This window comes from Xanthobacter flavus, from assembly GCF_017875275.1.
Taxonomy (GTDB): Bacteria; Pseudomonadota; Alphaproteobacteria; order Rhizobiales; family Xanthobacteraceae; genus Xanthobacter; species Xanthobacter flavus_A.
Genome location: NZ_JAGGML010000001.1, coordinates 2,416,424 through 2,438,768, shown reverse-complemented (window position 1 = coordinate 2,438,768; position 22,345 = coordinate 2,416,424). Strand labels below are relative to the sequence as shown.

20 protein-coding genes are annotated in these 22,345 nt (G+C 70.3%); 13 read left to right on the top strand and 7 right to left on the bottom strand.

What is annotated here, in order from left to right; all coding sequences use genetic code 11:
* The first annotated feature begins 147 nt into the window (after window positions 1-147).
* From J2126_RS11760 to J2126_RS11745, 4 genes are all read left to right on the top strand, one after another.
* Window positions 148-2,334, top strand: coding sequence for a CHASE2 domain-containing protein (locus J2126_RS11760; protein ID WP_209487074.1), 2,187 nt, complete (start codon window positions 148-150; stop codon window positions 2,332-2,334).
* A gap of 62 nt (window positions 2,335-2,396) precedes the next feature.
* Window positions 2,397-5,057, top strand: a complete 2,661-nt coding sequence (locus J2126_RS11755; RefSeq protein ID WP_209487072.1) for an ABC transporter ATP-binding protein — start codon at window positions 2,397-2,399, stop codon at window positions 5,055-5,057.
* Between the two features lie 21 nt (window positions 5,058-5,078).
* Window positions 5,079-5,522 carry a Crp/Fnr family transcriptional regulator gene (locus tag J2126_RS11750; RefSeq protein ID WP_209487070.1) on the top strand — a complete coding sequence of 148 codons (444 nt, stop codon included), beginning with the start codon at window positions 5,079-5,081 and terminating at the stop codon, window positions 5,520-5,522.
* Between the two features lie 140 nt (window positions 5,523-5,662).
* Window positions 5,663-6,103: a hypothetical protein gene (locus tag J2126_RS11745; RefSeq protein ID WP_245327286.1), complete on the top strand. Its 441-nt coding sequence runs from the start codon at window positions 5,663-5,665 to the stop codon at window positions 6,101-6,103.
* A gap of 73 nt (window positions 6,104-6,176) precedes the next feature.
* Here the strand turns inward: J2126_RS11745 and J2126_RS11740 are convergent, their stop codons facing one another.
* The 4 genes from J2126_RS11740 to J2126_RS11725 form a co-directional block, all read right to left on the bottom strand.
* Window positions 6,177-6,542, bottom strand: coding sequence for a helix-turn-helix domain-containing protein (locus J2126_RS11740; RefSeq protein WP_209487067.1), 366 nt, complete (start codon window positions 6,540-6,542; stop codon window positions 6,177-6,179).
* A gap of 179 nt (window positions 6,543-6,721) precedes the next feature.
* The gene (locus tag J2126_RS11735; protein ID WP_209487065.1) at window positions 6,722-7,630 is read right to left on the bottom strand and encodes a DUF2076 domain-containing protein; all 909 of its coding nucleotides are present in this window, start codon (window positions 7,628-7,630) and stop codon (window positions 6,722-6,724) included.
* Between the two features lie 100 nt (window positions 7,631-7,730).
* Entirely contained in the window at window positions 7,731-9,059 is a 1,329-nt protein-coding gene (gene ispG, locus J2126_RS11730; protein WP_245327285.1) for a flavodoxin-dependent (E)-4-hydroxy-3-methylbut-2-enyl-diphosphate synthase, read from the bottom strand.
* A gap of 116 nt (window positions 9,060-9,175) precedes the next feature.
* The gene (locus J2126_RS11725) at window positions 9,176-9,640 is read right to left on the bottom strand and encodes a Fur family transcriptional regulator (RefSeq protein WP_209490089.1); all 465 of its coding nucleotides are present in this window, start codon (window positions 9,638-9,640) and stop codon (window positions 9,176-9,178) included.
* Window positions 9,641-9,919: 279 nt separating this feature from the next.
* Here J2126_RS11725 and J2126_RS11720 point away from each other — a divergent pair, with 279 nt between their 5' ends.
* Complete coding sequence (locus tag J2126_RS11720) at window positions 9,920-10,702, top strand: 3-hydroxybutyrate dehydrogenase (protein ID WP_209487063.1); 783 nt, start codon at window positions 9,920-9,922, stop codon at window positions 10,700-10,702.
* A 16-nt stretch (window positions 10,703-10,718) separates the two neighbouring features.
* Window positions 10,719-11,759 (top strand): patatin-like phospholipase family protein, encoded by a 1,041-nt coding sequence (locus J2126_RS11715; RefSeq protein ID WP_209487057.1) that lies wholly within the window; start codon window positions 10,719-10,721, stop codon window positions 11,757-11,759.
* Between the two features lie 33 nt (window positions 11,760-11,792).
* On the opposite strand, the gene J2126_RS11710 is transcribed toward J2126_RS11715, so the two are convergent.
* Window positions 11,793-12,320: a hypothetical protein gene (locus tag J2126_RS11710; protein ID WP_209487055.1), complete on the bottom strand. Its 528-nt coding sequence runs from the start codon at window positions 12,318-12,320 to the stop codon at window positions 11,793-11,795.
* 84 nt (window positions 12,321-12,404) lie between these two features.
* Between J2126_RS11710 and J2126_RS11705 the strand changes: the two genes are divergently transcribed.
* The 3 genes from J2126_RS11705 to J2126_RS11695 all read left to right on the top strand — a co-directional run bounded on the left by J2126_RS11705 (window position 12,405) and on the right by J2126_RS11695 (window position 16,471).
* Window positions 12,405-12,974: an O-acetyl-ADP-ribose deacetylase gene (locus tag J2126_RS11705; RefSeq protein WP_245327283.1), complete on the top strand. Its 570-nt coding sequence runs from the start codon at window positions 12,405-12,407 to the stop codon at window positions 12,972-12,974.
* A complete protein-coding gene (locus J2126_RS11700) occupies window positions 12,934-13,758 on the top strand; it encodes an RluA family pseudouridine synthase (protein ID WP_209487053.1) in 825 nt (274 codons plus the stop codon). Before J2126_RS11705 ends, J2126_RS11700 begins: the two co-directional genes overlap by 41 nt.
* A gap of 91 nt (window positions 13,759-13,849) precedes the next feature.
* Window positions 13,850-16,471 (top strand): TIGR02302 family protein, encoded by a 2,622-nt coding sequence (locus J2126_RS11695; RefSeq protein WP_209487051.1) that lies wholly within the window; start codon window positions 13,850-13,852, stop codon window positions 16,469-16,471.
* Window positions 16,472-16,490: 19 nt separating this feature from the next.
* On the opposite strand, the gene J2126_RS11690 is transcribed toward J2126_RS11695, so the two are convergent.
* Window positions 16,491-16,934 (bottom strand): NfeD family protein, encoded by a 444-nt coding sequence (locus J2126_RS11690; RefSeq protein WP_209487049.1) that lies wholly within the window; start codon window positions 16,932-16,934, stop codon window positions 16,491-16,493.
* 6 nt (window positions 16,935-16,940) lie between these two features.
* Entirely contained in the window at window positions 16,941-17,933 is a 993-nt protein-coding gene (locus J2126_RS11685) for an SPFH domain-containing protein (RefSeq protein ID WP_209487047.1), read from the bottom strand.
* A 332-nt stretch (window positions 17,934-18,265) separates the two neighbouring features.
* Here J2126_RS11685 and J2126_RS11680 point away from each other — a divergent pair, with 332 nt between their 5' ends.
* From J2126_RS11680 to J2126_RS11665, 4 genes are read left to right on the top strand one after another with little or no spacing between them, the layout of a single operon-like run.
* Entirely contained in the window at window positions 18,266-18,739 is a 474-nt protein-coding gene (locus tag J2126_RS11680; protein WP_209487041.1) for a division/cell wall cluster transcriptional repressor MraZ, read from the top strand.
* Entirely contained in the window at window positions 18,736-19,773 is a 1,038-nt protein-coding gene (rsmH, locus tag J2126_RS11675; protein ID WP_209487039.1) for a 16S rRNA (cytosine(1402)-N(4))-methyltransferase RsmH, read from the top strand. The genes J2126_RS11680 and rsmH overlap by 4 nt, the downstream gene beginning before the upstream one ends.
* Before the next feature lie 5 nt (window positions 19,774-19,778).
* Window positions 19,779-20,384 carry a cell division protein FtsL gene (gene ftsL / locus J2126_RS25615; RefSeq protein WP_209487037.1) on the top strand — a complete coding sequence of 202 codons (606 nt, stop codon included), beginning with the start codon at window positions 19,779-19,781 and terminating at the stop codon, window positions 20,382-20,384.
* An 11-nt stretch (window positions 20,385-20,395) separates the two neighbouring features.
* A complete protein-coding gene (locus tag J2126_RS11665; protein WP_245327282.1) occupies window positions 20,396-22,342 on the top strand; it encodes a peptidoglycan D,D-transpeptidase FtsI family protein in 1,947 nt (648 codons plus the stop codon).
* Window positions 22,343-22,345 lie beyond the last annotated feature (3 nt).

Genomic DNA, 22,345 nt, shown 5'->3' with positions numbered 1-22,345 from the left:
GCAGCCGGAGCGCCGAGCCGGGGTCCAGCGCAAGACGCCCGCGCAGCGGACAATCGCCCCGGGGTGCCGGCCCGCCTTTCACCCCGCCTTCCGCCTCGCCTTGTGCCGGGCTAGGCTCCCGCCGTCGCAACGGAATCCGCCTGCCGCATGTGGTCCCGCCTCTACTGGCTCGCCGTCGGCGGCCCCCTTGCCGCCGGCCTTCTGGTGATGGGGGCCGATCCTGCGCCGCTCGTTGACCTGCGCAACGGCCTGTTCGACCTCTACCAGCGCGCCGCGCCCCGCGCGTATGACCCTGACCTGCCGGTGCGGGTGGTGGACGTGGATGACGCCTCCCTCGCCCGCGTGGGTCAGTGGCCCTGGCCGCGCACAACGGTGGCGGAGCTGACGCAGAAGCTCACGAGCCTCGGTGCGGCGGCGGTGGCGTTCGACATGGTGTTCTCCGAACCCGACCGGCTCGATCCCGCCGCCGTCGTGAAGCTCCTGCCGGCGGAGGCCCGCGCCCCGGCCGAGGCGGCGCTGGCCGGGCGCGACAGTTCCGACCGGCAGCTCGCCACGACGCTGGCCGCCACACCCTCCGTGCTCGGCGCCATCCTCACCCACGGAAAGGGCGCCGCCTATCCGGAGAAATGGGGCATGGCCAGCGCGGGCGATGACCCCCGCGCCTTCGTGCCGCGCTTTTCCGGAGCCGTCGCGCCCTTGCCGGAGCTGGCGGCAGCCGCGCAGGGCATCGGCGCGTTGAACTGGTTGCCCGACCGCGATCAGGTGGTGCGCCGCGTGCCCATCCTCCTCGGCCTCGACGGCAAGCTGGTGCCGAGCCTGTCGGCGGAGGCGCTCCGGGTGGCGCAGGGCGCGTCCACCTATGTGGTGCGTGCCTCCAACGCCAGCGGCGACCAGGCGTTCGGCACGAAGACAGGCATCACGGCGGTGAAGATCGGCGCCCTCGACGTGCCCACCGATGCCTCGGGCGAGGTGCGGGTGCGCTTCACCCCCACCGATCCCCGCCGCTTCCTCTCGGCCGCCGATGTGCTGGACGGCAAGGTCGCGCCCGCCGAAGTGGAGGGGCGCATCCTCCTCGTCGGCTCCAGCGCGCCGGGGCTGATGGACACGCGGGCGACGCCCCTCGATGCCGCCGTGCCCGGCGTGGAAGTCCAGGCGCAGCTCATCGAGCACATCGTCGCCGGCGCGCGCCTCGTGCGGCCGGACTGGGCGCGCGGGGCGGAGATCGTGCTGACCGGCCTCCTCGGCCTCCTGCTGGCGCTGGCCCTGCCCCGGGTTTCGGCGCCCGTGGCCGGGGCGCTCGGACTCGTGGTGGTGGCGGCGCTGGGCGCGGGGGCGTGGCTGGCCTTCACCCGCTTCGATCTGCTGCTCGATCCCATGGGGCCGGGGGCGGCGGTGCTCGCAATCTACGGCATGGGCGTGCTCGCCCTCTATCGCGACGAGCAGCGGCAGAAGAAGTGGGTGCGCTCTGTGTTCGGCCGCTTCGTCTCGCCCAAGGTGGTGGAGCGCCTCGCCGAAAACCCGGAACGCCTCGTGCTGGGCGGCGAGACCCGCGAGATCACCATCCTGTTCTGCGACCTGCGCGACTTCACCTCCTTGTCGGAGACCATGGACGCCCAGGCCCTCACCCGCTTCATGAACGCCTATCTCACGCCCATGACGGAGGTGGTGCTCGCCCACGGCGGCACCATCGACAAATATATCGGCGACGCCATCATGGCCTTCTGGAACGCGCCGGTGGACGATGCCGCCCACGCCCGCAACGCCGCGCTGTGCGCGCTCGCCATGTCGGCGCGGCTGGAGGCGCTGAACGCGGAGTGGCTCCGGGCGGCGGAGGCGGAGGGGCGGCCGTGGCACCCCGTGCGCTGCGGCATCGGGCTCGCCACCGGCCCCTGCTGCGTGGGCAATCTCGGCTCGGCGCAGCGGCTCGAATATTCCTGCCTCGGCGACGACGTGAACCTCGCCTCCCGCATCGAGGGCGCCACCAAGTCCATGCGGGTGGACATCCTCGTCTCCGAGGCGACGCGCGAGGCGGCGGGCGACCTCGCCTTCCTCGAAGCCGATCTCCTCATGCTCAAGGGCAAGTCGAAGGCGAGCCAGCTTTACCTCCTCGCGGGCGCCCCCGACTTTTCCCGGTCGGACGACTTCTCCCGGCTGGAGGAGCGGCACGGCGCGCTGATGGCCGCCTACGGCGCCGGCCGCTTCGGGGAGGCGGCGGCGCTCGCGGAGGCGCTCGCGGCGAGCGCGCCGCCCCGGCTCTCCCGCTTCTATGGCCTGTATGCCGAGAGGTGCCGGGGTGCGGCGGACCCGGCGGCCGCGCCTGCTGCTTCCGGCTGAGCCCGCCGGCCGGCAATCGTTACCCCTTGCCAACACGCTAGACCGCCTGCAGAAAAGCCGTGATGAACGGCACGGATCGAGCCTCCCCCCACGGTGGAACGGCCCCGGCGACGCGGGAGGCGCTCCCGCGCGATGTGCTCACCTATCTGTGGCGGGCCGAGCCCGCCGCCCACGTCAAGCTCTTCGCCCTCGTCCTGCTGCTGCTGCCGTTCAACTACGCCTCGCTGGAACTGCCTCGCCTCATCGTCAACGGCGTCACCGATTCCATCGGCGGGACGGTGCCCAAGCTGTTCGACTTCGATCTCGCCTGGCCGGACTTCCTGGGCGGCGGGGTCATCATCGACCTGACCGGTTACGAGGTCTCGGCCTTCGGGCTCCTCGCCGGCCTCGCGGCGCTGCTGTTCGCGCTGCAACTCATCCAGCAGCACATCTCGCGCCTCATCGAAATGGCGAAGGCACGCCTCGGCGAGCGCATCCTGGTGGAGCTGCGCCGCCAGCTGTTCGACGTGATCCAGCGCCTGCGCCCCGAGGCGCCGATGAAGAGCAAGGCGATGGAAGTGGGCAACATGCTGCGGTTCGAGGTGGGGCCGATCTCCCCCTTCGCCGGCATGGCTTTCGCCCAGCCGCTCAAGTCCGCCGGCCTCATCGGGTCGGCGACGCTGCTCATCTTCACCCAGAACGCGGCGCTGGGCGGCTGCGCCCTCGGCATCCTCGCGCTCAATTACGTGCTGCTCGGCATCCAGCGGCGCGACAATGCCACCAAGCTGCAGATCTACCAGCGCGAGGCGGTGGCGCTCGGCAAGAGGGTGATGTCGGGCATCGAGCGCCTGCCCCTCGTCCACGGCTTCGCCACCAGCCCGTGGGAGCGGGCGGCGGTGGACGGCCGGCTCGCCGTGGTGTCCGAGGCGAGCCTCGACCTCAAGCGGCAGAATTTCGTCGACCGGGTGCTGAACCTGCTGATGTCGGACGTGCCGACGCTGGTCTTCTATTCGGTCGGCGGCTGGCTGGCGCTGACGGGGGCCATCAACATCGGCCAGCTGGTGGCGGTGGTCGCGGCCTATGGCCAGATCCCCGAGCCGCTGAAAGAGCTGATCGAGTGGGACGAGAAGCGGGTAGTGGCGCAGGTGCGCTACGATTTCGCCCGCTATTATCTCGAGACGCAGGAAGTCTGGCCCAAGGGCTCGCAGGATGACACGGGCTGGGAGGGCGTGGCCTTCGACGGCGGTCTGAAGATCGCCGACCTCGGCGTTGTCGACCCGGCCGGCAGCATCCTTCTCGATGGCGTGAGCCTCGACGTGCCGGCGGGCACGGCGGTGGCGCTCAAGGGGCCGGATGCCGGCGGCAAGCATGCGGTGGCGCGCGTCTGCGGCCGGGCCATCTCGCTCTTCAGCGGCTCGGTGCGCATCGGCGGGCACGACCTCTCCAGCGTGCCCGAATCCGTCATCGGCCGGCATGTCGCCTATGCGGGCGGCGACCCCATCGTCCTCAACACCTCTTTGCGCGAGAACATGCTGTGCGCGCTGGAGCGCCACCCCGGCCGGCCGGCCGCGGGCGCCACCGAGCCCGAGCCCGAGCCCTCCGACCTCGCCGACGCCGCCCAGCTCGACCGGTCGATCCTGTCCGCCCTTGCCCTCGCCGGGCTCGGCGACCTCGTGGTAAGGCTCGGCCTCGAACGCCGGCTCGACCCGGAGGCGAGCCCGGCGCTGGCCGAACGCATCGTGACCGCCCGCGCCGCCGTCACCGATGCCATCTCCCGCCGCCAGCAGGAGACGGGCCGCGTACTGATCGAGCCGTTCCGGTTCGCCGCCTTCAACCGCTTCATGACGCTGGCGGAGAACATCCTGTTCGCCGCCCCGCTGAACGACACCCGCGGCGCCGCCTCGCTCCTGTCCGATCCCGGGCTGATGCCTGAGCTGGAGCGGCTCGGGATCGCCTACGATTTGGCGGGGCTCGGCCTTCGCGCCCTGCGCACCCTCGCCGAGCTCGCCGGCGGGGCGGAGGCCATCGCCGATATCGACACCAAGGGCCTGCTGCGCGCCGAGGAGATGACCGCAGCGCGCGCCCTGCTCGCCCATGCAGGCACCGGCGCTGGCGACGCGCTGGCGCCGGACGAGCGCGCGCTGCTGCTGCGCGTCGCCGGTCGCTATTGCGAGCCGCGCCACCGCTTCGGCCTCATCGACGAGGAGTGGCAGCAGCGGGCACTCGCCACGCGCGCGCAGCTCGCCCACCTGAAGGCGGTGTCCGGCACCCCGCTCGCGCGCTATCAGCCGGACAGCTACTGCCGGGCGCTGACCGTGCGCGACAATCTGCTGTTCGGCCGCATCGCCGCCGACCGCGCGGGCGCCGCCGCCGTCGTGGACGAGGTGGTGCGCGCGTGCCTGACGCAGGACGGCTTCATCGCCCAGGTGCAGCGGCTGAGCCTGGATGTGGCGCTGGGCGAAGGCGGCCTGCCGCTCTCGGCCGCCGAACGCGGCAAGCTGACCCTCGCCCGCTGCCTCCTGGCGGCGCCCGACCTGCTCATCATCGACGACGCTCTGGTTCCGCTGGCGCCGTCCGAGCAGAGCCGGCTGATCGAGAGCGTGCTCGCCAGCCGGGCGGGAGCCACGACGCTGGTCGTGCTCGATGCCGCCGAGCCGCTCGACCTGTTCACACAGGTGATCGTGCTGGCCCACGGGCAGGTCGAGCGCATCGAGGGGGCGGAACTCGCCGCCACGGGGACGTAGGGGAGCGACAAGGATCAGGTCATGAGCATTGAAGACGAGGCGCGCGTCCTCTCCCGCATCCCCATGTTCCGCGATCTGGAGCCGAGCCAGCTCCGGCTGCTCGCCTTCTCCGCGACGCGGCTCGACGTGGCGCCGGGCGACGTACTGTTCCATCAGGGCGAGGCGCCCGATGCCACCTATGTCATTCTCGACGGCACCGCCGTCATCGAGGTGACGGCGGGCGGCGCCACCCACGAGATCACCCGCCTCTCCAAGGATACCGTGGTGGGCGAGATGGGCGTGCTCACCGGCGAGGCGCGCAGCGCCACGGTGCGCGCGGGCGAGGCCATGAGCGTGCTGCGCATGGATTCGGACCTCTTCCTTTCGCTGCTGGACAAGACGCCCTCCCTCGCTCGGTCCGTGCTGCGTGACCTGGCGCTGCGGCTTCAGGAGACGACGCGCGCCCTGGTGAAGGCGCGCGGCTGATCCCGACGGCCGACCAGCAAACCCCTGAGCCGGATCATGTTTTCACCGCCGCGCCGACGCTCTGGCCGCTTGCATCCCGCAAGGTAAGGCGCCACCATGGCGCACCAATCAGAAGGTCCATGGGGGTCGCGCATATGAGAATGATGAAAGCCGCAATCGGTCTCGCCCTGGCGCTGAGCCTTGCCGCCTGTTTCGAGGGCAAGCCCGGCCCGGCCGGCCCCGCGGGTGCGGCAGGCGCGCAAGGTCCGGCCGGTGTCGCCGGTCCCGCTGGTCCTGCGGGTGCGGCAGGCCCCGCCGGTCCCGCTGGCCCGGCCGGTCCGCAGGGCGCCCAGGGTCCGGCCGGCCCGGCCGGAGCCGCCGGTGCGGCGGGCGCGGCCAACATCACGCTGCGCGCCGCGGCCTGCCCGGAGGCCGGCTGCCTTGCCTCGTGCGAGACCGGCGAAAGCGTGATCGGCGGCTATTGCGTGAACACCGATCGCGGCCTGCAGCACATCGCGGTGTTCTCGGCGCGCGGCGACAAGACCGAGGTGGAATGTCTGCATCCGGTGAAGCAGGTGGTGGCGGTCTGCCTCAAGCCCTAGGCGGCAGTCTCGCCCGCCGAGAGTGAGAGGGCGCTTTGCCGGGCGGATTGATTCAATCCGCCCGAATTGCGCTCTAGCCGCGGCGGCGCAGGATCTTGAGCCGCCCCAGCAGCTCGGCCACCGCCTCCTGCGGCAGGTGGCCGATCTCGCGGGCGAGCAGGTTGGCAAGCTCGGTCGCCTGCGGCGACAGATCGGCGGTGTCCACCACCACTCGCGGCTGCGACAGTTCGGCGAGGCGCTGGAGATCCTCCGCCTCGTCCCAGATCACATTGAAATAGGCGATGATGCGCTGGGTCAGCGCCCAGGTCGGCTTGCCGCGCTTGCCGGTCTCCAGCGCCGAGAGATAGGTGGGCGTGACGCCGATGGCCCGCGCCATTTCCGTGAGGGTCACGCCGCGCTCGGCGCGCAGGTCGCGCACCCGGCGTCCGAAGGGCGTCATGCCGAGGTCCTTGTGGCTTCCGGTCTTTTCGTGGGCCGCGGGAAGGCTTGGAGGCCGGCCCGCGCGCCCGATCCGGATAGCCCCATCGGCGCCTGCGAGTCCATGACGAACCCTGCCCGGCAAACGAAAACGGCGACGCAGAGCGCCGCCGTCGTCATTGATCGGTCTGTCGGGGGATGTCAGGCCCAGTTGCTGTCGTCGCCGCCGTCGTCCCAGCCGGCCTCATCGCCGATGTCGTCATAGCCGGTGTCTTCCGGGCCGGCCTCGGTCTCGCCGGCGTCCTGCTGGCTGGCGCCGTTCCAGAAATTGTCGGTGCCGGCATTCTGGCCGCCCAGCGCCGCCTGCGCATCCTGTCCGAGGTTGCCGGTGCCGGGGGTCTCCGGCTTGCCGAGTTCCGCCGCAGCAGCCTGGGCCACCGCGCCACCACCGCCGGTCATCATGTTCTTGATGCCGTCATAGAGGAGCGCGCCACCGGCGACGCCCGCTGCCGTGGCGAGCGCACCCTGGAGGAACCCGCCGCCGCTGCGCTGGGGCGCGGCCTGCTGGGCCCAAGGCCCGCCTTGCGGGGAGTACCCGCCTTGCTGGGAGTAGCCGCCCTGCTGGCCATAACCCTGCTGCGGATACCCGCCCTGCTGGGCGTATCCCTGCTGGCCGTAGCCCGTCGGAAGCCCCATGGGCTGACCGGGCTGCTGGCCGGCGGGCTGGCCCCAAGCCTGACCAGCGACCTGACCGGAGGGCTGGCTGGCATACTGGCCGCCATCGCGCGCGCCAGCGGACGGAACGGACGAGCGCCCGCCGCCGAACAGGCCGCCGAGGAAACCGCCGGAGCCCGACTGGCGCTGCTGCGCCTCGGCCGCGCGGGCCTCGGCATCGGCGAGCTGGGCTTCCAGATCCTGGATGTGACCATAGGCCTGCTGCAAGGCGTGCTCCTGCACCAGCACGCTCTGGGCAAGGGCATAGGTCGCGTGGGGTGCCTCGGCGACGCGGCGCGCGATGAGCGCCTCGGCCTCCGCATCGCGCGGCTGGCTGGCAACACTGCGCATGCGATCGAACAGGCCGTCGATCAGGGCACGTTCCTCGGGGGTCATTTCCGCCTCCGGTAAGAGATGGCGGGGATATGAGCAGGCCACCGTGGCCGGGAAAGGGCCTCCCGGATGAAATTTTTGTAACGCGCGGGGCGCGGCCCGATCACTCCGCCGCGTCGGCCGGGGTGCCACTCTCTACCGCGCTCGTCCCGCCGCCGATGCCGAAGCGCTTCTCCACATAGGCTTCCACCAACTGGCGGAATTCCTCCTGGATGTTGGCGCCGCGCAGGGTCACGGCCTTCTTTCCGTCGATGAAGACGGGGGCGGAGGGGGTCTCGCCGGTCCCGGGAAGCGAGATGCCGATATCGGCATGCTTGCTCTCGCCCGGCCCGTTCACGATGCAGCCCATGACCGCCACATTGAGCGTCTCGACGCCGGGATATTGCGCCTTCCACACCGGCATCCGGGTGCGGATCATGTCCTGCACGCTCTGCGCCAGCTCCTGGAACACCGTGGAGGTGGTGCGCCCGCAGCCGGGGCAGGCGGCCACCAGCGGCACGAAGGTGCGCAGCCCCATGGTCTGCAGGATTTCCTGCGCCACCTGCACCTCGCGGGTGCGGTCGCCGTTGGGCTCGGGGGTCAGCGACACGCGGATGGTATCGCCGATGCCCTGCTGGAGCACCACGCCCATGGCGGCGGTGGAGGCGACGATGCCCTTCGATCCCATGCCCGCCTCGGTAAGGCCGAGGTGCAGGGCATAGTCCGAGCGGCGCGCCAGCTCGGAATAGACCGCGATCAGATCCTGCACCGCCGAGACCTTGGCGGAGAGGATGATGCGGTTGCGGCCGAGGCCGATCTCCTCCGCCAGCGCCGCAGACAGCAGCGCCGAGCGCACCAGCGCCTCGCGGGTGACCGCCCGCGCCTCGGCGGGCTGCGGCAGGGCCGCGTTCTCGTCCATGAGGCGGGTCAGCAATTCGCCGTCCAGCGAGCCCCAGTTGGCGCCGATGCGCACCGGCTTGTCGTGCCGGATGGCGGTCTCGACGATGGCGGCGAACTGCCGGTCCTTCTTGTCGCCGAAGCCGACATTGCCGGGATTGATGCGGTATTTCGCCAGCGCTTCCGCACAGGCCGGGTGATCGGCCAGCAGCTTGTGGCCGATGTAATGGAAATCGCCCACCAGCGGCACGTCGATGCCCATCGCCAGCAGCTTCTCGTGGATATGCGGGACGGCGGCGGCCGCCTCGTCGCGGTCCACGGTGATGCGCACGATCTCGGATCCGGCGCGGGCCAGCGCCGCCACCTGCCGCACTGTACCGGCGATGTCGGCCGTGTCGGTGTTGGTCATGGACTGGACCACCACCGGCGCCCCGCCGCCGACCATCACCCGGCCGACCGGGACGCCCACAGTCACATGCCGCCGGGCCGGGCCGGCCTCAAGCAGATCGACGGGAACCACGGGCGCGGCGCTGGAGAGGGTGTCGGCGCTGGTCATGGGTCAGGTCCTCGAACGACGGGCGATCCGTGGGTGTACGGCGCCGGGGCAGGCGTGGACCGCGAGGCAAGCGGAGGATGCGGTCGGGCTTCGAGTAGGCCGGGGGCTGGAAAGAATCAACCGCCGGCCGTTTCGGGGGTGACCGGCGGGAGCGCGGCTGCCGCCTCGCGGCAATGGGCGCATGAGCCCGCCACCTCCAGCACACGCTGTCGCGGCTCAAATCCCGCAGCCCGCGCCGCCCAGGCGAGATCGCGGCCGATGGCATGGGAGCCCACCTCCCGCGTCAGGCCGCAGTGCTCGCAGATGAGGAAGACCACAACGTCGGTATCATCGTGGGTATGGGCGCAAGCGAGATAGGCGTTGCGGCTCTCGATTCGGTGGGCCAGCCCCTCCGCCACAAGGAAATCCAGCACCCGATAGACCGACATGGGCGGCGCCGGGTCGCCGGCGTCGGACAGCTTCTGCACGATCTCGTAGGCGCCCAGTGGCACATGGCTCTCCGCCAGCGCCTTCATGACGTTGCGCCGCAGGGGCGTCATGCGCAGGCCCTTGCGCGCGCAGCACTCCTCCACGCGCGACATGGCGCCTGCCACGCATTGGCCGTGGTCGTGGTCCTTGGTATGGGCGTCGGTGCGGGTCACCCTGCAAATCTAGTGGATGTCCCCCGTTTCCGCCACGGGTCGGGCGAACGAAGGGAAGGGGAAGACCGGCCCGCCGCATTGCACCGCACCGGACGGCGTTGCAATCTGCCGTCGGCAGGCGTCCTCGGGGATGCCTGCGCGTGACAGCAGCGTCACACCGTTCCGCTACACCGTGCCGCCGGTCCCACAGGGGCCGTGCCGCTTTTTCGGGGATAAGCCATGCTCAAGGGGAAGGTCGCCGTCGTCACCGGGTCCACCAGCGGAATCGGCCTCGCCTATGCGCGGGCCTTCGCCAAGGAAGGCGCGAACGTCGTCATCAACGGCCTCGGCGACGCCGCCGCCATCGAGAAGGAGCGCGCCGCCATCGAGAGCGATTTCGGCGTGAAGGCGCTCTATTCGGCGGCCAACATGCTGAAGGCGGACGAGATCGAAGGCATGGTGAAGCTCGCCGAGACCGAGCTCGGCGCCTGCGACATCCTGGTCAACAACGCCGGCATCCAGCACGTGGCGCCGATCGAGGAATTCCCGATCGACACCTGGAACATGATCATCGCCATCAACCTGTCGGCGGCCTTCTTCGCCATGCGCGCGGCCATTCCCGGCATGAAGGCGAAGAAGTGGGGCCGCATCATCAACACTGCCTCGGCCCATGCGCTGGTGGCCTCGCCCTTCAAGTCCGCCTACGTCTCGGCCAAGCACGGCATCGCCGGCCTCACCAAGACCGCCGCGCTCGAGACCGCGACCTTCGGCATCACCTGCAACGCCATCTGCCCCGGCTACGTCTGGACGCCCCTGGTGGAGAAGCAGATCCCGGATACCGCCAAGGCGCGCGGCATGACCGAGGAAGAGGTGAAGAAGAACGTGCTTCTCGCCGCCCAGCCCACGAAGGAATTCGTGACGGTGGAGGAAGTGGCGGCGCTTGCGGTGTTCCTGTGCTCCGACAACGCCCGGTCCATCACCGGCTCCATGCAGCAGATCGACGGCGGCTGGGTGGCGGAGTGACGCCGGGGCTGGTGCCGTGACCCGGCGCGACGGCGTCAAGCCGCTTAGCCTCGCGCTCCAGGGGGGAGGCGCCCACGGCGCCTTCACCTGGGGTGTGCTGGATCGCCTGCTGCAGGACGAGCGCATCGCCATCGCCGGCATCACCGGCACCAGCGCGGGCGCGATGAACGCGGTGGTGCTTGCGGCCGGCCTCGCCAAGGGCGACCCCGGGGAGGCGCGCCACGCCCTCTCCCAGTTCTGGAAGGACGTGTCGCGGGACGGGCGCATGTCGCCCATCCAGCGGTCGGCGTTCGACCGGCTCATGGGCAACTGGTCGCTGGCCAACAACCCCGTCTATCTCGCCTTTGAGGTGGCCTCGCGCTTCCTGTCGCCCTACGACTTCAATCCGCTGAACATCAATCCGCTGCGCGAGATTCTTGAGGCCCATGTGGACTTCGAGGCCATCCGCACGTCGCAGGTGAAGGTGTTCATCTCCGCCACCAACGTCCATACCGGCCGTGCCCGCATCTTCGGGCATGAGGAGATGACGGCGGACGCGGTGATGGCCTCCGCCTGCCTGCCCTTCCTGTTCCAGGCGGTGGAGATCGACGGCGTGCCCTATTGGGACGGCGGCTACATGGGCAACCCGCCGCTCTTCCCGCTCTACGAGATGGCGGACGCTGACGACATCCTGCTGGTCCAGATCAACCCGGTGGTGCGCGACACGACGCCCCGCACCGCCAGCGAAATCCAGAACCGGATCAACGAGATCACCTTCAACGCCTCGCTGCTTGCGCAGCTGAGGGCGATCGACAATGCGGCGAAGCTGATCGAGCAGGGGCTCATCAGCCGCTGGACCCTGGGCGGCTCTCCCTTCCGCAGGGTGCGGCTGCACCGCATCGGCGGCGAGCATCAATTGGCGGCGCTCGACGCCACCTCCAAGCTCAACGCGGAATGGTCCTTCCTCCAGCATCTGCGCGACCTCGGCCGGGCAGCGGCAGAAAGCTTCCTCACCGAGCATTTCGACGATTTGGGCCGCCGCTCGACGCTCGATCTCAGGCTGGAACTGGCAGATTGAGGCAGGCCCGCCGGAGCGGACCTGCCAGGTTCATCAGCCGCGAGAATCCTTTTTGGCCTGCGCCACCGCCACGAACTTGGTGACGCGCCCGGCCTCGCCGGAGGCGGAGCCGATGCGCTGAAGGCGCGTGCGCTCCTTCGGATTCATCCCCGTGTTGGGGCGCGGCAGGTTGGCGGGGCGCTTGGCGCGCTTGGAATCCCGCTTCAGCTCCAGCGCCTTGTGGGCATTTTCCACCAGCTCTACCCGGGCCGCCTGGGTGCGGCGGCGGGTCTGCTCGCGGCGGGCGCGGGTAAGAGCATCGGTGAGCACGGAGGCCTTCTGGCGGTTGCCCGAATCGGCCTTGTCGAACGTCACCTCGCCACGCCCGCCCTTGCCGCGCAACGCGCGCCGCTGGTTGTTGGCGATGGTGAGGGCGCGATCCCGGCGCTCGCGCAATTGGGCAACGAGGTCGTTGACCTCGCCGTCGCCGAGGGCGGTCACCACGGGCTGGCGGGACTTTTCCACCAGCTCCACTTCCGATTCCGTGAGAAGGCGGCGTTCCGTCTTGCGGGGATGGGCCATGGGGCGGATCTCCTTCTTGTTTTCCGACCCCTTATGGCTACGCCACCGATTGTGAGGATTGTGAGACGCCAGGGAGCTTCGACCATGAGCCGATCAATGGCCCCCGATGGCGCGACACCCCGCGGCCCCGCGGCCTGCGAGGTGATCGTCGCCGATATCACCCGCCTTGCGACTGACGCCATCGTGAACGCTGCCAACGCCTCCCTGCTCGGCGGCGGCGGCGTGGACGGCGCCATCCATCGGGCAGCCGGGCCGGAGCTCGTCGCCCATTGCCGGACGCTGGGCGGTTGCCTCACCGGTGAGGCACGGCTCACCCCCGGCTTCCGGCTGCTGGCGCGCCATGTGATCCACACCGTCGGTCCGGTCTGGCGGGGCGGCGGCGCGGATGAGGATGCGCTGCTCGCTTCCTGCTACCGGGAAAGCCTCCGGCTGGCGGACGAAGCGGGCCTTGCCTCCCTCGCCTTCCCCGCCATCTCCACGGGCATCTATGGATTCCCGCCGGAGCGCGCCGCCCCACTGGCGGTCGGCGCCGTCCTCGACCATCTTGGTCGCCCCGGCAGCGTGACCCGCGTGGTCTTCTGCTGCTTCTCGCAAGGCTCCGCCGACCTCCATCATGACGCCCTCCGCGCCCACGGCATCCCAGCCCGCTCCTGATACCGGGCGGGATCTCCCCCTCCTCCACCGCGACGGGCTGATGCTCATCATCGACAAGCCCTACGGCCTGCCCGTCCACGCCGGGCCGAAGGGTGGGGAGACGCTGGCCGATCATCTCGACGCTTTGCGCTTCGGCCTGCCCCGCGCACCCGAGCTGGCCCACCGTCTGGACAAGGACACCTCCGGCTGTCTCGTGCTCGGCCGCCACACCAAGGCGCTGGCGCAGCTCGGAAAGCTGTTTGCCAGCGGGGCCGTGGGGAAGACTTATGTCGCCGTCACCCTCGGTGCCCCGGCGGCGGACTCCGGCCGCATCGACCAGCCCCTGGCCAAGCGCTCGCCGCATCGCGGCTGGTGGATGCAGGCGGTGCCCAAGGGCTCGCCCGGTGCACAGGAGGCCATCACGGATTTCCAGGTGCTGCACCGGGCCGGCGATCTTGCCGTGATCGCCCTGTCGCCGGTCACGGGGCGCACCCACCAGCTGCGCGCCCACCTCTCCCATCTCGGAACGCCCATCCTTGGCGATGCGATCTATGGCGGCGCCTCGCGCCTGCCGGGCGGGCCGAAGCTGCACCTGCATTCGCGCCGCGTGGTGGTGCCGCTCAAGGCGGGCGCGCCGCCGGTGGACGTGAGCGCCCCTTTGCCGCCGCATATGTGCGAGACGCTTTCCCTCCTCGGCCTCGATCCGGTTGCCGTGGGCGCCGCCGCCGATCAGGTCGCCTTCGCCAAGGTCGCCGGGCACATCCGGCCCGCGCGGGCCGATCACGAGACAGGTCACGGTGCGTGACCAATTTGTGAAGACGGTTCCGCAAGGGCAATCTGGCTCGGGACTTGCTGCGTGTTAAGCTGCCGGCGACGGGACAGGAAAGGGAGAGGGTGTGAGCGCATCTCGCGACGGAAAGCTCCCGCGCAGGCCCGAGGACCGCACCCCGGAAGACCACGCGCGCGAGCTTCTTGACCGCGCCATCGGCCGCGCTCGCTACGCTCTGTTCTGGGAACGGGCCTGGCCCGCCTTGGCCCGCGCCGGTGTGCCGCTGGCGCTGTTTCTCGCGGTTTCCTTCGCCGGCGTCTGGCTTTCGGCGCCGATCTGGGCGCGCATCGCCGGCGTCCTCCTGTTCGCGCTCGCCATCCTGTTCGCCGCCCGCCCGCTGCTGGCCCTGCGCTGGCCCAGCCGGGAGGAGGCGGTGGCCCGCCTGGACGCCAGGAGCGCCCTCGCCCACCGCCCCGCCACCGCCATTTCCGACAGCCTCGCCACCCGCCCGGACGATCCGGTCGGCGCGGCGCTGTGGCGCGCGCACCTCTCCCGCGCGCTCGCCGCCGCGCGGACGCTGAAGGCCGGCACGCCCGCCCCCGGGCTCGCCCGTCTCGATCCTCGCGCCTTCCGCGCGCTGGCGGTTCTGGCGCTGGCGGCCACGGTCTTCATGGCACCGGGGCAGCATCTGTCGCGCATCGGCGCGGCCTTCGACTGGAAGACCATCGTCCCGCCCCCGCCCTACCGGCTGGATGCCTGGATCGATCCGCCCGCTTATACCGGCCGCCCGCCCGTGGTGCTGCCGGGCCTGCGCTCGGACGACCCCACCTCTCTGAACGCCGCCGCCCTCCAGGTGCCGGCAGGCAGCACGCTGGTGGTGCGCGGCTCCGGCATCGACACGGCCGCCCTCAAGCTCGATGGCGGCATAACCGAGATGAAGCCCGAGGGCGATGCACCTGCGCCGGCCGGCGAGAAGCGCTACGTGATCCGCGAGGATTCCGATGTCAGCTTCCTCGGTCCCGACCAGCGCCGCCTCTCCTGGCACTTCAAGGTGCTGGCCGACCAGAAGCCAACCATCAGCTTCGCCAAGGATCCGCAGCCCGGCCAGCGCAACACTCTGGTGCTCGCCTACCGGATGGAGGATGATTACGGGGTGAAGGAAGCCGAGGCGCTGTTCGCGCCTTTGCCGCCCGAGCCCCCCCTCTTCCCGCGACCCGGTTCGTCACCGCGCAAGATGGCGCAGCCGCTGGTGCCTCCGCCCGAGTTCAAGCTGACCCTGCCGGCCGGCGGGCGCACCGGCGCGGCGCAGACCTCCAAGGATCTCGTGGCGCATCCCTGGGCCGGTGCCCGCGTGGAGGTTCATCTCAAGGCACGCGACGACGCCGGCAACGAGGGCGTGAGCGAGACGAAGACCGTCCGCCTGCCCGCCCGCGCCTTCTCGAAGCCCGTCGCCAAGGCGCTGATCGACGAACGCCGCCGCCTTGCCTTCGACGCCAGCAACCGGCGCCGGCTGGTCACGGTGCTGGAAGGCCTCACCATCGCGCCAGCGCAGTTCACCCCCGGTGCCGGCGAATATCTCGGCCTGCGCACGGCGCTCGCCCGGGCGAAGAACGCCCGCAACGACGACGATCTGCGATCGCTGGTGGACTATCTCTGGGAAGTCGCGGTCCTGATCGAGGACGGCACCCTCTCGGATGCCGAGCGCGAGCTGCGCGCCGCCCAGGAGGCGCTGCGCGAGGCGCTGGAGCGCGGCGCCAGCGACGAGGAGATCAAGCGCCTCACGCAGGATCTGCGCGCGGCCATGGAAAAGATGATGCGCCAGCTGGCCGAGGAGGCGCGCCGCGACAGCGGCACGGACGCCCGCCCGCTCGACCCCAACGCCCGCATCGTTCGCCCGCAGGACCTGCAGAAGATGCTGGACCGCATCGAGAATCTCGCCCGCTCCGGCAACAAGGACGCGGCCCGCGAACTGCTCGACCAGCTCCAGGCCATGATGGAGAACATGCGCCCCGGCAGCCGGCAGGCCGGCCGCCAGCAGCAGGGCCAGCAGCAGCAGAGCGAAATCGGCAAGATGATCCAGGAGCAGCAGCGCCTGCGCGACCGCACCTGGCGTCAGAACCGGGAAGGCCAGCAGGGGCAGCAAGGTCAACAGGGACAGGGCCAGCAGCCGGGCGAGAACGGCTTCTCGGAGTTGCAGCAGGGCCAGCAGGAGCTGCGCAAGCGCCTCGGCCGCATGCTCGACCAGATGCGCCGGATGCAAGAGGGCCAGGGGCAAGGCCAACAGGGACAAGGCCAGCAGGGTCAGGGGCAGCAAGGCCAGAACGGCGAAGGCGGTGAAGGCGACGCCATGGGCCGGGCCGGCGAGGCCATGGGCCGGGCGGAGCAGGCCATGCGCGAGGCGGAGGAAGCCCTCGGGCGCGGCGAGGGCCAGGGCGCGCTTGATGCCGAGGGCCGCGCCCTCCAGTCGCTCCGGCAGGGCGCGCAGGCCATGGCCGAGGCGCAGCGCGGCCAGCAGGAGGGTCAGGGTCCCGGAGGTCCCGGCGAGGAGAGCGCCCAGCGCACCGACCCCCTCGGCCGCCCGCTGCGCAGCCAGGACTATGGCGACGATTTCACCGTGAAGGTGCCGGACGAGGTGGACGCCCAGCGCGCCCGTCGCGTGCTGGAAGAGCTGCGCCGCCGGCTGGAACAGCCGGAGCGCCCGCAGATCGAGCTCGACTATCTCGAACGTCTGCTGCGCGGGCTGAACTGAGGCGAACGGTGGGGAGGCGTCAGCCCTCCACCGGCTCCACCTTCAGCGTCGCGCCGTCGGCGCCGGTCACGCGCACGTCTCGCCCTGCGGCGACATCGGGGCCTTCCACGCGCCACACCGTGTCGCCGATGCGCACCCGCCCGGTGCCACCCATGATGGGAGCATCGAGCGTGAACACCCGGCCGACGAATTCCTCTGCCCGCCGGTTGAGAAAGGGTCGGTCGGAGGCCTTGCCCGGCGCCGGGCTGATGCGCCGGCCGATGAGGACGGCGACCACCGCCAGCGCGGCGAACACCAGCACTTCCAATTGCCACGCGAGCGCAATCCCAAAGGCAATCGCGCCGGTGACCAGCGCAGCGAGCCCGAGCCACAGCAGGAACGCCCCCGGCGCCGCGATCTCCGCAACCAGCAGCACGCCGCCGAGGACGAACCAGGCCCAGGGGCCGAGTTGGGTGAGGAGCATCACGGCTCAGTCCTCCCGGGGCGGCAGGGTCGCGGGGCCGGTGGGCCGGCGGCCAGACGGACGCGGAGCGGATACGCCCTCCGCCCCGAAAGCGCCCTTGGCGATCTCGCCGATGCCGGCGAGGGAGGAGAGCAGCGCCGTGCCCTCATAGGGCATGAGCACCACCTTCTGGTTGGGCGCCGCGCCCATGGTCTCGAACGCCTTCACGTATTTCTCGGCGATGTAATAGTTGAGCGCGGCCGGATCGCCGCTCGCCACCGCGACGGACAGCATCTCCGTGGCCTTGGCATCGGCCTGCGCGAGCCGCTCGCGGGCTTCGGCGTCCCGGAACGCGGCCTCGCGGCGGCCCTCGGCCTGCAGGATCTGGCCCTGCTTCTGGCCCTCCGCCTTGAGAATCTCCGACTGGCGCTGGCCCTCGGCCTCGAGGATCACGGCGCGCTTCTCGCGTTCCGCCTTCATCTGGCGGCCCATGGCGTTCACGAGGTCGGCGGGCGGCACGATGTCCTTGATCTCGATGCGGGTCATCTTGATGCCCCACGGCGAGGCCGCTGCATCCACCACCGTCAGCAGGCGCACGTTGATCTCGTCGCGGTGGGACAAAAGCTGGTCGAGGTCCATGGAGCCCATGACCGTGCGGATGTTGGTCATGGTCAGCGCGAGGATGGCGGTGTCGAGCCGCGCGACCTCATAGGAGGCGCGGGCGGCGTCGAAGACCTGGAAGAACACCACGCCGTCCACCGTCACGGTGGCATTGTCCTTGGTGATGACCTCCTGGCTCGGAACGTCGATCACCTGCTCCATCACATTCACGCGGTTGCCGATGCGATCGATGAACGGAACGATGAGGTTGAGGCCGGGCATCAGCGTCTTGGTGTACCGGCGGAAGCGCTCCACCGTGTACTGGTAGCCCTGCGGCACCGTCTTCACGCCGGAGAAGACCACCGCCACGGCCAGCACCAGCAGCACCAGCACGAACAGGTTGGGACCGATCTCGATCATGGGGCGCCCCTTCGGCCGGCCCCCTGCGGCCGGTGGCGCATATGGCCATGGGCAAGGGGGCAGGGGCAAGGCGCGCGCAGGAGGGGCGGAACGCGACGGAACGGAAGGGGAAGACGGGACTCACTCCGATTCGCGCACGATTCGTTCGCGCGATGTTCCCCTTGAGCCGGGCGACCGTCCCGTTTCGGGACGGCTCTGCCCATGCCGTTTCGTTGACGGCCCATGCCAGCCCATGATAACCCATAAGCACCCATGAACAGGATGGACGGCCGTCGCCGTCATGCGGGCGGCCTTGAGCGGCGCCCGCCGCAACACGAGGGCACCCGGGCGCCATGGACCGCTTCGTGTCCACCTACACGATGCGCCTTGACGCCAAGGGCCGGGTCTCCATCCCCGCGCCCTACCGGACGGTACTGATGAAGGACGGCGCGGACGGCCTCTATTGCCATCCGAGCCTCGCGGAACCGGCGCTGGATGCCGGCGGCAACCGTCTGGTCGGCGAGATCGACGCGCTGATCGGCAGCTACCCGCCCTATTCCGAGGCGCGCGAGGAGCTGGCTGCCGCCCTCTATGGCACCAGCGAGACGCTGCGCATCGACCCGGAGGGCCGGGTGGTGCTGACGGAGACATTGAAGGCCCATGCGGCGATCACCGACCAGGTGGCGTTCGTCGGGCTAGGACACAAGTTCCGGATCTGGGAACCGGAGCGGCTGAAGGCACATCTCGCGGAGGCCACCCGACGGGTGCGCGAGCTGCGCCAGGCCATCGGCTCCCGAGCGGAGAACCCGAGGGGCGAACGGACATGACGACGGGCCACGGGGTCGGCCCCGCCGACGCCGCTGGCGGACCGGCCCGTCATCTGCCGGTAATGCTCCGCGAGGTTCTCGCGCACCTCGCGCCGAAGGACGCCGGCCATTATGTGGACGGCACCTTCGGCGCGGGAGGTTATACCTCCGCCATCCTCGCCGCGGCCGACTGCCAGGTGCTCGCCATCGACCGCGACCCCACGGCCATCGCCGCCGGGCAGACGCTGGTGGAAGCCTCCGGCAAGCGCCTCCTCCTCGTGCAGGACCGCTTCTCCCGGCTCGACGAGATCGCCGCCGAGCAGGATTTCGCCCCGCTCGACGGCGTGGTGCTGGACATCGGCGTCTCCTCCATGCAGCTCGACGAGGCGGAGCGCGGCTTCTCCTTCCGCCGCGACGGGCCTCTGGACATGCGCATGGGCGCGGACGGGCTCTCGGCCGCCGACCTCTGCGCCACGCTCGATGAAGTGCGCCTCGCCCATATCATCTGGACCTTCGGCGAAGAGCGGCATTCACGCGCCATCGCCAAGGCCATCGTGAAGGCGCGGGAGGAAGCGCCCATCACCCGCACGTCTCAGTTGGCGGAAATCGTGTCCCGCGTGGTGTGGGCGAAGCCCGGCGAGATGCATCCGGCCACCCGCACCTTCCAGGCCCTGCGGATCGCCGTGAACGAGGAATTGTCGGAGCTTGTGGAGGCGCTGGCCGCCGCCGAGCGGGCGCTCAGGCCGGGCGGGCGGCTGGTGGTCGTCACCTTCCATTCGCTGGAGGACAGGATCGTTAAGACTTTTCTGTCACACCGGTCAAAGGCACCGTCCGCCTCGCGCCACCAGCCGCAAGCGGAAGGGCCGGAGCCCTCCTTCCGCCTCGTGGCGAAGGGAGCGGTAGAGCCCGGTCCCGACGAAGTGGCAGGCAACCCGCGCTCCAGGTCCGCGAAACTTCGCGCGGCCGAGCGCACGGACGCCCCGGCGCATCCGGGCGGTGACCTGATGGGGCTGCTTCCGCCTCCATCACCGCAACGCCCAGGGCGGAGACGCTAGTCGAGATGTTTCGGGTCGCCAATGTCGTGATGGTCGTCGCGCTTCTGGTGACCGCCGCGGTGGTCTACCAGCTCAAGGTCTCGTCCACCGCCGAGGCCGAGCGGCTCGCCACCCTGCGCACCCAGATCCGCAAGGAGCGCGATTCGATCGCGCTGCTGCGCGCGGAATGGGCCCGCCGCACGTCGCCCATCTATATCCAGGGCCTCGCCGAGCGGCATCTCGACATGAAGCGGCTCGATGTCGATTCGATTTCCAGCCTCGACGATCTGCCCGCCAAGCCCGCCTCCGGCGGCGACGGCATCGGCGGCATGATCGAGGCACTGGTGGACGCACCTCTCGTCACGTCCTCGGCCAGCTCCAAGCCGCCAGCCTCCACCACCGCGCCCACCAGCTCCGGCGGCGCCACCGTTCCTGCGACATCGGCGCTGCGCCCGGCGAACGCGCCGGTGGCGAAGCCGGTACCGAGCGCGTCGGCGACGCCCCGGCCCCCAGCCGCGCCGCGGCCCCTGCCCCCCATGCAGCCGGCGCCGGTCGCCGCCGCACCGGCCCCGCCCCCGGAGCCGACCAATCCCCTCGAAAAGCTCTCCGGATTCCTGGCCGGTTTCCGCTGACGAGGTCCGAAATGGCTGATCTGTCTTCCATCTCCGCCCGCCTCGCCCGCATGTGGGCCGGCATCGTCGCCGCCGTCGGCCCCGCGCTGCGGGACGCCGATGCCTCCTGCGCGGTCCTGCTCGATCGCCTTGGTGCCGGCAGCAAGGCCGCCGGTCGCGCCACCGCGCGCGGCTCCGCGCGGGCCGCCGTCGCAAGCTGGAACGTGGTATGGCCGTTCGCGGTGCATCTCGGACACCTCGCCTGGCGCGGTGTCCGCCATGTGGTGCGGGGGCTGTTCGGGCTCGACCGGGGCGATCCAGATACCGTGGCGCGCGGACGCATCAAGCTGGTGATGTTCGCGTTCTGCTGCCTGTTCGTGGCCATCGCGGTTCAGCTCTCCCACCTCGCCATGACCGCGGACGGCGGCGGCGGGCGCGGGCGCGGCTCGGATGCGGTGGCCTCCGCCCGCCCGGACATCATCGACCGCAACGGCGATATCGTCGCCATCGACGTGAAGTCCCCGTCCCTGTTCGCCGAGCCGCGCCGCCTCATCGACCCCGACGAGGCGCTGGAAGGCCTGCTCAAGGTGCTGCCCGACCTCGATGTCGAGGAGGCGCGCAAGCGCCTGAATTCCGGCAAGGGCTTCGCCTGGCTGAAGCGCGAGATCACGCCGGCGCAGATGCGCGCCATCCACCGGCTCGGGATTCCCGGCATCGGCTTCCTCAAGGAAAACCGCCGCATCTATCCCGACGGTCCCATCATTTCCCACGTGATGGGCGGCGTGAACGTGGACAACCAGGGCATTTCCGGCATCGAGAAGTGGATCGACAGCCGGGGCCTCGCCGAGCTGCATCTCGCCGGCTTCGCCACCGACCGGCAGCAGGAGCCGGTCCAGCTCTCCATGGACGTGCGCGTGCAGCACGCCGTGCGCGACGAACTGGTGAAGGCCAAGACCAAGTTCCAGGCGCTGCACGCCATGGGGATGGTCACCGATGTGAATACCGGCGAGATCATCTCGATGGTGTCGATCCCGGACTTCGACCCCAACATGTCCGGCAACCCCAAGGACGACGCCTATCTCAACCGCCTCACCACCGGCGTCTATGAGATGGGCTCGACCTTCAAGGCGCTGTCGTTCGCCATGGCGCTGGATTCGGGCAAGATCGGCCTGAATTCGAGCTTCGATGCCCGCGGCGCGCTGCATTTCGGCAAGTTCGCCATCCACGACTACCACGCCGAGAACCGCGTGCTCACCGTGCCGGAAATCTTCCTCGTCTCGTCCAACGTGGGTACGGCGAAGATGGTGCTCTCCCTGGGCGTGGAGGCGCACAAGGCGTTCCTGAAGAAGATGGGCCAGCTCGACCGGCTCAAGACCGAGCTGCCGGAAAGCTCCGAGCCCATCGTGCCGAAGCGCTGGGGCGAGCTGAACTCGGCCACCATCGCCTTCGGCCACGGCCTCTCCGTCGCCCCGCTGCAGGCGGTGATGGCGGTGAATTCCATGGTCAACGGCGGCTTCCTCATTCCGCCCACCTTCATCAAGCGCACGCCGGAAGAAGCGCAGAAGGTGGCGGTGCGCGTGCTCAAGCCCGAGACCTCGGACAAGATGCGCTACGTCATGCGCCTCAATGCCGAGAAGGGCTCAGCCAAGAAGGCCGAGGTGCCCGGCTTCCTCGTCGGCGGCAAGACCGGCACCGCCGAGAAGGTGGTGAACGGGCGCTACGCCAAGAACAAGCTGCTCACGTCCTTCACCGCGGTCTTCCCCATGGACAAGCCGCGCTACCTCGTTCTGGTGATGCTGGACGAGCCCAAGGCGACGCCCGAGACCTACGGCTACGCCACCTCGGGATGGAACGCCGCGCCCACGGCGGGCAAGATCGTCGAGCGCATCGCGCCCATGCTCAACATCGCGCCGCGCCAGAACCTGCCTGACGCGGAGCAGCTGCTGCGCATGCCGCTCAAGGTCGCCGACCGCAATTAACGT

Excerpts from the sequence above, each read along its gene's own strand:
- J2126_RS11760 (WP_209487074.1), top strand. The coding sequence starts at position 148 with ATGTGGTCCCGCCTCTACTGGCTCGCCGTCGGCGGCCCCCTTGCCGCC.
- J2126_RS11755 (WP_209487072.1), top strand. The coding sequence starts at position 2,397 with ATGAACGGCACGGATCGAGCCTCCCCCCACGGTGGAACGGCCCCGGCG.
- J2126_RS11750 (WP_209487070.1), top strand. The coding sequence starts at position 5,079 with ATGAGCATTGAAGACGAGGCGCGCGTCCTCTCCCGCATCCCCATGTTC.
- J2126_RS11745 (WP_245327286.1), top strand. The coding sequence starts at position 5,663 with ATGATGAAAGCCGCAATCGGTCTCGCCCTGGCGCTGAGCCTTGCCGCC.
- J2126_RS11740 (WP_209487067.1), bottom strand. The coding sequence starts at position 6,542 with ATGACGCCCTTCGGACGCCGGGTGCGCGACCTGCGCGCCGAGCGCGGC.
- J2126_RS11735 (WP_209487065.1), bottom strand. The coding sequence starts at position 7,630 with ATGACCCCCGAGGAACGTGCCCTGATCGACGGCCTGTTCGATCGCATG.
- ispG (WP_245327285.1), bottom strand. The coding sequence starts at position 9,059 with ATGACCAGCGCCGACACCCTCTCCAGCGCCGCGCCCGTGGTTCCCGTC.
- J2126_RS11725 (WP_209490089.1), bottom strand. The coding sequence starts at position 9,640 with ATGTCGCGCGTGGAGGAGTGCTGCGCGCGCAAGGGCCTGCGCATGACG.
- J2126_RS11720 (WP_209487063.1), top strand. The coding sequence starts at position 9,920 with ATGCTCAAGGGGAAGGTCGCCGTCGTCACCGGGTCCACCAGCGGAATC.
- J2126_RS11710 (WP_209487055.1), bottom strand. The coding sequence starts at position 12,320 with ATGGCCCATCCCCGCAAGACGGAACGCCGCCTTCTCACGGAATCGGAA.
- J2126_RS11705 (WP_245327283.1), top strand. The coding sequence starts at position 12,405 with ATGAGCCGATCAATGGCCCCCGATGGCGCGACACCCCGCGGCCCCGCG.
- J2126_RS11700 (WP_209487053.1), top strand. The coding sequence starts at position 12,934 with ATGACGCCCTCCGCGCCCACGGCATCCCAGCCCGCTCCTGATACCGGG.
- J2126_RS11690 (WP_209487049.1), bottom strand. The coding sequence starts at position 16,934 with ATGCTCCTCACCCAACTCGGCCCCTGGGCCTGGTTCGTCCTCGGCGGC.
- J2126_RS11685 (WP_209487047.1), bottom strand. The coding sequence starts at position 17,933 with ATGATCGAGATCGGTCCCAACCTGTTCGTGCTGGTGCTGCTGGTGCTG.
- J2126_RS11680 (WP_209487041.1), top strand. The coding sequence starts at position 18,266 with ATGGACCGCTTCGTGTCCACCTACACGATGCGCCTTGACGCCAAGGGC.
- rsmH (WP_209487039.1), top strand. The coding sequence starts at position 18,736 with ATGACGACGGGCCACGGGGTCGGCCCCGCCGACGCCGCTGGCGGACCG.
- ftsL (WP_209487037.1), top strand. The coding sequence starts at position 19,779 with ATGTTTCGGGTCGCCAATGTCGTGATGGTCGTCGCGCTTCTGGTGACC.
- J2126_RS11665 (WP_245327282.1), top strand. The coding sequence starts at position 20,396 with ATGGCTGATCTGTCTTCCATCTCCGCCCGCCTCGCCCGCATGTGGGCC.